Genomic DNA, 10,395 nt, shown 5'->3' with positions numbered 1-10,395 from the left:
ATATTTTAAAACCTAGATTCTTATTCTCAAAAATATAATCAAATGAATTAACGTTCAGAACAAGGAACAGAAAAACGCAGACAGTACTTGATACTCAATGAAAATCCAAAGCAGACTAGGCGACACAGATAGCAGATAGAACTGTAGTTCATCAAATCAAGTCAACGACATCTGCTTTGGATATTTGAAGAGTATGAGTACAGCGAATCGAAAGGGACCATGCATCAAATTTAATCCAAAAGACTATACCATCTCCGAGAATAAAATCGCAGAAACACGAGGGGCTTTATGGCTTAATTCTGTGAAGCATACGTGGGAATGGAATAGCTTCACGGATATGTTTGGTACCAGCGACGAAGGTTACCATACGCTCAATTCCGATTCCAAAACCACCATGTGGTACTGAACCATATTTACGAAGGTCAAGGTAGAAGTCATACTCAGACTTATCCATACCAAGTTCGTCCATCTTAGCAACAAGAGCATCGTAATCATCTTCACGCATTGAACCACCGATGATTTCTCCATAACCTTCTGGTGCAAGCAAGTCTGCACAAAGAACACGGTCTGGATTACCAGGAACAGGTTTCATGTAGAAGGCTTTGAAGCTTGCTGGATAGTTAACGACGAAAGTTGGCACACCAAAATAGTTTGAAATCCAAGTTTCATGTGGTGAACCAAAGTCATCACCATGCTCAAGATGTTCGTAGTCAGTGTCTTCATCTGCTTCATGTTCTTGAAGAAGGGAAATAGCATCATCGTAAGACACACGTTTGAAAGGTTCAGCAATGTAGCGTTTAAGAGCATCTACATCACGTTCAAGAGTTTCAAGAGCTTGTGGGGCACGGTCAATAACACCTTGGATAAGAGCTTTAACATAAGCTTCTTGGAGGTCAAGAGACTCTTCGTGAGAAAGGAATGAATACTCCGCATCCATCATCCAAAACTCAGTTAAATGACGACGGGTTTTAGATTTTTCTGCACGGAAAACAGGTCCAAAGTCAAAAACACGACCAAGTGCCATAGCACCAGCTTCAAGGTAGAGCTGACCAGATTGACTTAAAAAGGCTGGTTGTCCAAAGTAGTCTGTTTCAAAAAGTTCTGTTGAATCTTCTGCCGCATTTCCAGATAAAATTGGGCTATCAAACTTGATAAAGCCATTTTGATCAAAGAATTCATAAGTCGCATAGATAATAGCATTACGAACTTGTTGTACCGCATGTTGCTTACGAGAACGAAGCCAGAGATGGCGATTGTCCATGAGGAAATCAGTTCCGTGCTCTTTGGGTGTGATTGGATAGTCATGCGATTCACCGATGACTTCGATGTCAGTGATATCCAATTCATAACCAAACTTAGAACGATCATCTTCTTTAACAATACCAGTCACATAAACAGATGTTTCTTGACTGAGACGTTTAATGGTATCAAATTTTTCAGCTCCTTCTTCTTCGCCAAATTTTTCAAAGAAATTTGGTTTGAAGGCTACTCCTTGGAAGAAGGCTGTTCCATCACGGAGTTGTAAAAAGGCAATTTTACCTTTTCCAGATTTATTGGCAACCCAAGCACCGATGGTAACTTCTTCACCGACGTGCTTGCTGACTTGGTTAATGGTAATTAATTGACGTGACATAATACTTTATTTTAGTCCTTTCTGATTTCAGAGTTGTATAGTTTCAGGTGTTATCCTGTACCAGAGCTTTTTAAATTCTATAAAACAAGTTTCATTATAAAAATAATAACAGTACTCTTTATTTTCTATTATTGTTCCGACATATAATGATTGAGACGCTTGATCGCTTCTTCTAATGTTGCTAAATCTGTAGCGTAACTCATTCGGAGGCTGTAAGGAGCTCCAAATCCTGCTCCTGTAACGAGAGCAACTTCTGCCTTTTCCAAAATATCATTGGTAAAATCAGTAACATCATCAAAGCCTTTGATTGCCATTGCTTCCTTAACATTTGGGAAGAAATAGAAAGCACCTTGTGGTTTTACCAATTTAAACCCTGGGATTGCATTAATGAGTGGTTCAATGATATTTAAGCGATTTTCAAAAGCTTGACGCATTTCCTCAACTGAATCTTGCGAACCAGTCAAAGCCTCAATAGCAGCATACTGAGCCACAGTTGTTAGGTTAGATGTTGTCTGACTCAAGATTTTAAACATTCCAGCAATAATTTCTGGATTACCAACCGCAAAACCAACACGCCACCCTGTCATTGAGTATGTTTTAGCAACACCATTAATGACCATTGTTTGTTGACGAAGCGCTTCTGATAAGGTTGAGATTGGCACAAACGTATTGCCATTATAAACCAGACGACCATAGATATCATCAGATAAAATCAAGATATCATGTTCAAGTGCCCAGTTTCCAATCGCTAAGAGTTCCTCTTTGGTATAAATCATTCCTGTCGGATTTGATGGTGAATTGAGTAAGAAAACTTTAGTCTTATCAGTTCTAGCTGCTTCTAACTGTTCAAGACTTACCTTAAAATCATTTTCTTCCTTAGCTTCTACAAAAACAGGAACCCCTTCTGCCAATTCTACCTGATCAGAATAGGATACCCAATAAGGAGTTGGGATAATAACCTCATCACCTTGGCCCAAAACTGTCATAAAGTAGGCATAAAGGACAAATTTTGCTCCAGTGGCAGCTAGGATTTGATTGTGGGTTACTGTATAACCATAGAAATTTTCCATGTAAGTCGCAACGGCATCCTTCAGCTCCGGCAAGCCACTAGCTGGAGTATAGAAACTAACTCTATTATTCTCGATAGCTTCTATAGCTTTTTGATTGATATGTTCTGGAGTTTGGAAATCGGGTTGACCAAGTGTCAAATTTAAGATATCACGTCCTTGTGCCTTGAGCTCCTTGGCACGCGCGCCTGATGCTAAAGTCACACTTTCTTGCATCTTTAATATCCGATCAGATAATTTCATCTTGCCTCCCCGTTTCTACTTCCTCAATATGTTAACAGCATGATTAAAACCAATCAAAAAAACACATAAAAAAAGTCTTTCTTCAATACAACCTATTATAGCAGAAAATCAAGTATATCTGATAGGATTTTATCATTTTTTTCAATCCAAACCTGATGGGTCTTTCTCAAAATTTCCAAACTAGATGGACCGTAAGACTTCTCAAGGAGACGCGTGTCTAAAATAAGTGCCGCTGACTTCTGATTAGGACGTCTGCTTGTACGACCTAACGCTTGTTTTAAGCGCATCATCATGACTGGTAAACTATAAGCCGTAAAAGGATTTTTCCCTTCTTGAGATAAGCGATTAGCCATCTTTTGATTAAGAAAATCTTGAGGATTTTCAAAAGGAAGTCTCGTAATGACAAGGAGTAACTGATCATGATTGGTAAAATCAACCCCTTCCCAAAAACTTCCTGTTCCCAATAAAATAGCTGATTCTTCCGCTTCAAAACGTCTTTTCAACTGATGACTAGTTCCATTCTTCCCCTGGAGTAAATGCGAAAGCCCCGCTTCTTGCAAAGCACTAGAAACCTGCTCCAAGGCTTCTTTAGAAGTAAATAACACCAAAGTCGGTAGATTTAGCTGACTAAGCCGGTAGATCTTGTTAGCTAGCTCCCGATGGTAATCCTCGCCAGGCAAAGCAGGAGATACTCCTTGAGAATCAATCCAGATAGCCTGAACTGCATTTTTAGAGTCTTCGATAATGGTTTCTTGATAATCCGAAAAGCCTAATAGTTGTGGCAAAGACACTTGTGGGCTGATACTCAAAGTAGCAGATACAAAACTAGTCTTTTGATTTTCCGGTAAAAACGGTGAAAAATCTAAGAGAAGCTGGCTAGCTCCTTTCAAAAAGACACTGCGCTTTTCATTTTCCTGCCGACTATCAATCCAAATGGCATCATAGCGCCTATCCGCAATCTTATTTAATGCTTCTAAATCTGGATGGTTTAGTTCCACAATATCACGACGAATCTTCTGCCACTTATCATTTGGAACAAGCTCTTCCTTAGATTGGTGATAATCCACCACTAAATGGCTCAATTCAAATTGAAGGCTTTCGATTAATCGGCGTATCAGGAGCTGATCTGTCTCCTTCAAGAGGTTTTCCAACTGAGCCAAGGTTTCTAAAAGATTAACCTGAGCATGAGAAAAATCTTCCAGAGTTAAAAAGAATTTCTGCGCCTCATCGATAACCAGGTGACCCCCTTCAATCAAGCTAGCATCATCTTCCAAACGGGGCAAAAGATAAGCATGATTCGTTATTAGCAGACGGCTTGACTTAGCCTTTTCATAAGACCTAAGCCAAAAATCATCTTGAGCAAAAGGAGAACATGCGCTAAGATCACCATCGTGTTGGAGACTATCAAAATACCATTGCAGACGCTGTTTTTGCTTAATTTCGTTGAGGTCACCATCTTGAGTTTCCAAAAGCCATACCAAGAGCTGCATCTTGTAACGATTGAGAAGACGATTATCATCATCTTGGTCTAAGGAAGCTTTAAAAGCGTCCAATTTTAAGTAATTCGCGGGTCCTTTCAAACTCTGATAAGAAGTTCCAAAGACGTCATAGATTTTCTTAGCTTCTTGGGCCACGATTTGATCTTGGAGCAACTTTGTTGGCACAGAAATAATGACTCTTTGTTCTTCATTCTTAGCCAATAAGGGCAGCAGATAACCATAGGTTTTGCCGATTCCTGCTTGAGCTTGGATGAAGTGTATCTCTTTGTCTTCTTGTAAAATAGCTTGTGCAAACAGTTCTTGTTTGGGACGGCTATCAAGACCTAAGAGAGCCATGTTGGTTGTGAAATCTTGCGAAAATTTTTTCTCTTCCTCTTCAAGCTGAGGTTTTCTTATCAAGATACCTGCTACTTCTTGATAAAGAGAATGGTCATAATCCTTATCCAAAGCAACCTCATCAATCAAAAGGCGCGATTCAAAGATAAGATGGTCAGCGTAAGACTTGATTTTTTCAAGGGTTAAGCTAGGAAGGCTAGCAATTTTATCACGAATCTTGAAAAAGAGTTGAGCAGTCGCTTGAGCATCTGCAATAGCTGTATGGGCATCCTCTAAAGGAATATCCAAAGCCCTAGTCAATTCTCCCAAAGAATACTTTTCCATGCTAGGGAAAAAGACTTGAGCTAACTCAACCGTATCAACCCTCGGTGGTCGTAATTCAAATCCTTCCATGAAGAGTTGCTCTGATAAAAGATTGGCATCGAACTTGACATTGTGCGCCACAAAAACGCAGTCCTCAATCAACTCATAAATGTCACGTGCCACCTGTGAAAAATCAGGAGCCTTTGCCAACTGCTGGTCGGTAATTCCTGTTAATTGAATAATATGTTCCGATAAGGGTTCATGCGGATTCACATCGGTTTGATAAGTCTCAATAATCTTATCCCCCTGAATAATCACAATCCCCACTTGAATAATTTGCGCCATGATCGAAGCACCAGTAGCTTCCAAATCAATCACGGCATATTTCTGCTTGGACTTAGTCATAACAGTAAAATTATACCAAAAAAGAAGCTAGTATTGGGAACACTAACTTCTTTTATTTCATCATTCAAGATTCACTTCTTAATCCCAGAGCCTCTACTGCATCTAATGTTTTGAGATTGTGAACATCTGTAAATCCTGCTGCTTTTAAAGCGTCTTCAGCATGATCTGCTCTCGGCCCTAACTTGCAGTAGAGGTAGATTTTCTGATCTTTTGGCAAATCCAGCTTACCTGCCTCAACCTGATCTACAGGCAGATTGAGGGCACCTTTAATATGCTTTTCAGCAAATTCATCTGCACCACGAACGTCAATTAAAAGGGCATTCCCTTGTACAATATCATCTTTAACGGTCATTCATTTCCCCTTTCTTTCCTATCATTGTAACAAATAGATCATCTCTTTTAAAATCCTAACTAACCATTAAGTAAATAATTTTAAAACCCTTTTCAACTTGAAATGTGGTATAATCAATTTCAAGATAATTCTGAAAAAGAGGATATTATGGCAAAAAGAACCCGACTTAACAATTACTATCTAGAAATGGTAGAACATCATCTTCATGTGCCTTACTACGATGAAGAGCGGCGCATCCGTGTGCTTCTTCCTAAAGATTACCACAAGGAAGATTGGGCATCTTATCCTGTTTTATACATGCACGATGGGCAAAATGTCTTCTATAGCAAAGAATCTTTTTCTGGCTACTCTTGGAAGGTTATTCCTACCATCAAATATCATAAAGAGCTACCTAAAATGATTATCGTAGGGATAGACAATGCTGGGGATAACCGTCTTAACGAATATGCACCTTGGATGACCGATGTTGGCACAACTCCTGAAACAGCTAGTGTTGGTGGAGACGGCATGGCTTATGGTGATTGGGTGGTTAACACCGTTAAACCCTTTATTGATAAGACTTATCGTACCTTGACTGATCCTGAGCACACGCTCCTAGCTGGGTCCTCTATGGGAGGGATTATCACAGCCTATATGGGTGCAGCCTACCCTGACGTTTTTGGTAATCTCGGGGTTTTCTCACTAGCCTCTTGGTTCAGCGAACGAGATTTTTTACGGTTTTGCGACCATCATCCATTAGCCAAATCCAGCAGGATTTATATCCAAGTTGGGACTCTTGAGGGGGATGACGTTGATGAAACCTTCGCTTCCAATATGAACCAACGTTACATTGACTGTACCCTTCATTACTATCAATCGCTCCTTAAGTCTGGGACCAGCATAGACAATATCAAACTCAAAATCATGGCTAATGAAATCCACCACGAAAAACACTGGGCCGACCACTTCCTAGAATTCTTACAATTCACTTTAAAAGATTAAGTATCATCATATTTGCCACTTCCTTAACAATTTGTTAAGGAAGTTTTTTGAGCATTGGCCACTGAAAAAACCGCCCTAAGTTTAATCTTTGGACGGTCTTTTCAATCTCATTAAGCATTGACTTGATTAATGATTTTTCCGTCGTGAAGATAGGAAATGATATTTTGAGCTGTTTCTCGAGAAAGTTTAATGCGAGCATCCCAAGTGGCTGAACCAGAATGCGGAGTCATGACCACATTGTCCAAGTTGATTAGTTCTGGATGCGATTGCCCTTCAACCTCATAGACATCTAAACCCGCACCCGCTAATTGACCAGATTTAAGGGCAGCAATCATGGCTTCTTCATCTACTAAGGTACCACGAGCGGTATTAACTAAAAAGGCACCTTCTTTCATCTTGCTAAAGACTTCTTCATCAAAGAGACCTTTTGTGTCAGCTGTTGCTGGCGCGTGCAAACTGATAACATCTGCTTCTCTGACTAAATCATTGAAATCACGGTAGGACACCTGTAGTTCCTCTTCCTGATCCTTTGCTAAGGGATGACGTTTGTTGTAAATCACAGTAGCCCCAAAAACCTGAACCATTTTAGCCACTTCTTGACCGATGCGACCAAACCCAAAAATGCCAACGGTTTTACCGTTTAATCCCTGACTAAGGCCACTTGGCAAAGTTGTGTTAACCCATTCCCCATCACGGAGACGACGATCTAGAAAGGCAACATGACGCATGATTGATAGCATCAAGGTCACAGCCAATTCTGCTGTCGGTACCATGACAGCTTCAGGCGAATTAGATACCACTATACCCTTTTCTTTAGCATAGTCAATATCAATATGATCAAATCCAACACTGTGTGTTGAAATGATTTTGAGATTTTCACCTGCATCAATCATCTCCTTATCAACTGGTAATTGAGTCGTATAAAGGGCATCATAATCTGCTAAATGTTCTAAAAGCCAGTCTCTCGTATTTTCTAAAGGTGCTTGATCAACTTGAAAAACCTCTTTTAACTCAGACAAACCTTCTTCTAAGGGTTGTCCTAAAATCAGAACTTTTGCTTTTTCCATGTCAAAACCTCGCTTTCTCCTCATTATTGTATCAAAATAAAAAGGGCTTCCAAAATGGAAACCCTTATTTTTCAGTTAACCCTAGCCCAGGCGACCTTCTTCTTCTAGTTTGCCCATAAAGAATGGCATTTGCTTGCGCCACCATTCCCAATCATGGGCAACATCATGCCCCCAATAATCAAACCAAGCTGGAAGCTCTTTTGCAGTAAAAACTTCTTCCAAACGTTTCGTATCATAGACATGAGGCTCTTCCCAAGCCCCCTGACCAACAGCAACAATCATACGATTGTTACGGTAGCGATCCAAAAACCAAGGATCATTTTGCTGCCATAAGTAGTCCAGTGGCGAATTAAAATAAATCGCCTGATCATCACCGAATTCACCAGTGAAGAATCGCGCGTCATAGACACCAGACAGAGCAACAGAGACATCAAATAAATCTGGATGTTTTAAGGCAAAATTTACCGTATGGAAACCACCCATAGAGCATCCCGTTGCTAATAGGCCACCTTGCCAGCCAGTTTCATGGCGAATCAACGGTACTAGTTCATTAACAATATAGCGATCATAGGCATTGTGAGCAAGTGCCATATCATGACCAGACTTACCTAGGTTCAACCATGACTCTGAATCATAAGAATCAGGCGTAAAAAACTGAACCAAGCCACGATCAATCCAAGACTGACAAGCTTCAATCATACCAAAATCAGCATATTCATCATGGCTACCACCAGATGATGGAAAGACAAGCACTGGCTTTCCAGCATGCCCATAAACATTAAAAGACATTTCGCGACCAAGTTCCCCTGACCACTGACTGCGACGTTCAAATTTCATATAACAACTTTCTAATTTGTGGATAAGAGTGAGACAAAAATCGCTTCTTCGTCAGAATTCGATTCCCCCTCACCTCCCTAATTTTTAAGATTGGATCTGAAACAGTTCACTGGACTGTTTCAGATCCACCTCCGCACAGCTCAAACAGTCACTTCCTGACTGTTTGAGGTTGGAAATAAGGGAAGCTAAGGCTTATCTCGTTCGTTAGGGCTGTAAAAGCTGATGAAATCAACGAATTAGAACCCCCTCAACCACTGCATCTTGCTTGACAATCTAGAATGAATTGAGAGGTTAGGGCTTTTGTCCCAGCCTCCTAAATAACAAGGCGTTCTCGCAACAAAGACTTCCATTTCTCAGAGGAATCCTAAACTTTTTCTTGGGCATAACGGATTAAATCTCGCATGGTTTCGCGCTCAGGACAACGCCCAATGATACCGTCCTGACCCATAATCTCTGAAAATATTCCTGGTATTGATACTATAGATACCAAATGTTGACCAAAATATTGTCGAATATCCTCTAAACTGTGACGATATTTCTTATCACCTCGACGGGAGATGTAAAAAACATGATAAGGACGTTTGCTTTCAGATTTAAAGTGATTTTCCTTGACCACATTGGTGTATTCTTTGAAAATATCGAAATCGTTGGCGTAGTTCCACATATCAATGGTCATCCCACCTGGTGGGCGGCAGTTCACTTCAAGTGGAATAATCTCGCCTGTTTCCTTGATACGGAAAAATTCAAAATGGAAAAAACGTTCTTTGATATTAAAGGCTGAAACACACTTTTCTCCCAGAGGAACCAACTCAGGATTGATCTCTCTTGGTAAGAAATAATACATGTCCGTACCATTAGCAACCGTGTCTAAAACAGCCTCTGAATGTTCTAAACTAGAATAGAAAACAATCTTACCATCATGATCAGCTAAACCATCAAAGGTGATAATATCACCATCCACAAACTCTTCCATAATGTAATCCACTCGAGGAGAGCGATTAGCTAAAAAATGATCTAATTCATCATTTGTTTTTAATTTATAAGTATCAGAAGCTCCTACACCAGAGTTAGGCTTAACGATAATAGGAAAGCCTAATGTTTTCGCTAACTCCCTAGCTTCCTCATCCGTTTTAAAGGTATCCCCTGCCGCTACTTTCAAGCCCTGACCACGAAAAACCTCTTTCATCTGACGCTTCGTTTTTATAGCCAACATGTCTTCATTCTTAAAGCCAAACACGTTAAAATCGGTCCGTAATTTAGCATCCAGCTCTAACCAAAATTCATTATGAGATTCAACACGATCAATACGACCGTATTTATGGGCAAAATAAGCAACTGCTCTATAGACTTGGTCATAATCTTGCATATCATCCACACGATAATACTCGGTCAGATGTTGGCGAAGAGCTTCCGACAGTTGATCATAAGGCACATCAGCGATTCCTAAAGTGTTAATTCCGCTTTCATATAAACGATGAGCAAAGGTTTCAAAATTCGTCGGGAAATGCGGTGAAATCATTACAAAATTCAATTTATCTGTCATAATAACTCCTCTTAAACAGTATTAGAGATATTTTAGCATAGTCATATCGAAAAATCCATATATTTTTCAGAAAATAAAGAAAATAGAGAAAACAACAAAAATAATAGTCAAAAATACCCTTCACCTTAT

General features: G+C 39.9%; 8 protein-coding genes. 1 reads left to right on the top strand and 7 read right to left on the bottom strand.

The window, feature by feature from the left end:
* Positions 1-286: 286 nt before the first annotated feature.
* The 4 genes from asnS to ACMZ6U_RS02485 form a co-directional block, all read right to left on the bottom strand.
* Positions 287-1,633, bottom strand: a complete 1,347-nt coding sequence (gene asnS / locus ACMZ6U_RS02500) for an asparagine--tRNA ligase (protein WP_416106070.1) — start codon at positions 1,631-1,633, stop codon at positions 287-289.
* Positions 1,634-1,761: 128 nt separating this feature from the next.
* Positions 1,762-2,943: a pyridoxal phosphate-dependent aminotransferase gene (locus tag ACMZ6U_RS02495; RefSeq protein ID WP_416106069.1), complete on the bottom strand. Its 1,182-nt coding sequence runs from the start codon at positions 2,941-2,943 to the stop codon at positions 1,762-1,764.
* Positions 2,944-3,038: 95 nt separating this feature from the next.
* A complete protein-coding gene (locus tag ACMZ6U_RS02490; RefSeq protein WP_416106068.1) occupies positions 3,039-5,486 on the bottom strand; it encodes a bifunctional DnaQ family exonuclease/ATP-dependent helicase in 2,448 nt (815 codons plus the stop codon).
* A 64-nt stretch (positions 5,487-5,550) separates the two neighbouring features.
* Entirely contained in the window at positions 5,551-5,838 is a 288-nt protein-coding gene (locus tag ACMZ6U_RS02485) for a rhodanese-like domain-containing protein (RefSeq protein ID WP_416106067.1), read from the bottom strand.
* Positions 5,839-5,985: 147 nt separating this feature from the next.
* On the opposite strand from ACMZ6U_RS02485, the gene ACMZ6U_RS02480 reads away from it, so the two are divergent.
* A complete protein-coding gene (locus tag ACMZ6U_RS02480) occupies positions 5,986-6,819 on the top strand; it encodes an alpha/beta hydrolase (protein ID WP_416106066.1) in 834 nt (277 codons plus the stop codon).
* A gap of 110 nt (positions 6,820-6,929) precedes the next feature.
* Here the strand turns inward: ACMZ6U_RS02480 and ACMZ6U_RS02475 are convergent, their stop codons facing one another.
* The 3 genes from ACMZ6U_RS02475 to ACMZ6U_RS02465 form a co-directional block, all read right to left on the bottom strand.
* The gene (locus tag ACMZ6U_RS02475) at positions 6,930-7,886 is read right to left on the bottom strand and encodes an NAD(P)-dependent oxidoreductase (RefSeq protein ID WP_416106065.1); all 957 of its coding nucleotides are present in this window, start codon (positions 7,884-7,886) and stop codon (positions 6,930-6,932) included.
* Between the two features lie 81 nt (positions 7,887-7,967).
* Positions 7,968-8,723, bottom strand: a complete 756-nt coding sequence (locus ACMZ6U_RS02470; protein WP_416106064.1) for an esterase family protein — start codon at positions 8,721-8,723, stop codon at positions 7,968-7,970.
* Between the two features lie 364 nt (positions 8,724-9,087).
* Positions 9,088-10,266: an ATP-grasp domain-containing protein gene (locus ACMZ6U_RS02465; protein WP_416106063.1), complete on the bottom strand. Its 1,179-nt coding sequence runs from the start codon at positions 10,264-10,266 to the stop codon at positions 9,088-9,090.
* Between the last annotated feature and the right edge of the window lie 129 nt (positions 10,267-10,395).

Origin of the sequence: Streptococcus pluranimalium (assembly GCF_047785745.1) — a bacterium.
In the GTDB taxonomy this organism is placed as follows: Bacteria; Bacillota; Bacilli; order Lactobacillales; family Streptococcaceae; genus Streptococcus; species Streptococcus pluranimalium_B.
Note: the sequence above shows the minus strand (reverse complement) of the source record. Positions and strands in the feature narration are given on the sequence as shown.

Excerpts from the sequence above, each read along its gene's own strand:
- asnS (WP_416106070.1), bottom strand. The coding sequence starts at position 1,633 with ATGTCACGTCAATTAATTACCATTAACCAAGTCAGCAAGCACGTCGGT.
- ACMZ6U_RS02495 (WP_416106069.1), bottom strand. The coding sequence starts at position 2,943 with ATGAAATTATCTGATCGGATATTAAAGATGCAAGAAAGTGTGACTTTA.
- ACMZ6U_RS02490 (WP_416106068.1), bottom strand. The coding sequence starts at position 5,486 with ATGACTAAGTCCAAGCAGAAATATGCCGTGATTGATTTGGAAGCTACT.
- ACMZ6U_RS02485 (WP_416106067.1), bottom strand. The coding sequence starts at position 5,838 with ATGACCGTTAAAGATGATATTGTACAAGGGAATGCCCTTTTAATTGAC.
- ACMZ6U_RS02480 (WP_416106066.1), top strand. The coding sequence starts at position 5,986 with ATGGCAAAAAGAACCCGACTTAACAATTACTATCTAGAAATGGTAGAA.
- ACMZ6U_RS02475 (WP_416106065.1), bottom strand. The coding sequence starts at position 7,886 with ATGGAAAAAGCAAAAGTTCTGATTTTAGGACAACCCTTAGAAGAAGGT.
- ACMZ6U_RS02470 (WP_416106064.1), bottom strand. The coding sequence starts at position 8,723 with ATGAAATTTGAACGTCGCAGTCAGTGGTCAGGGGAACTTGGTCGCGAA.
- ACMZ6U_RS02465 (WP_416106063.1), bottom strand. The coding sequence starts at position 10,266 with ATGACAGATAAATTGAATTTTGTAATGATTTCACCGCATTTCCCGACG.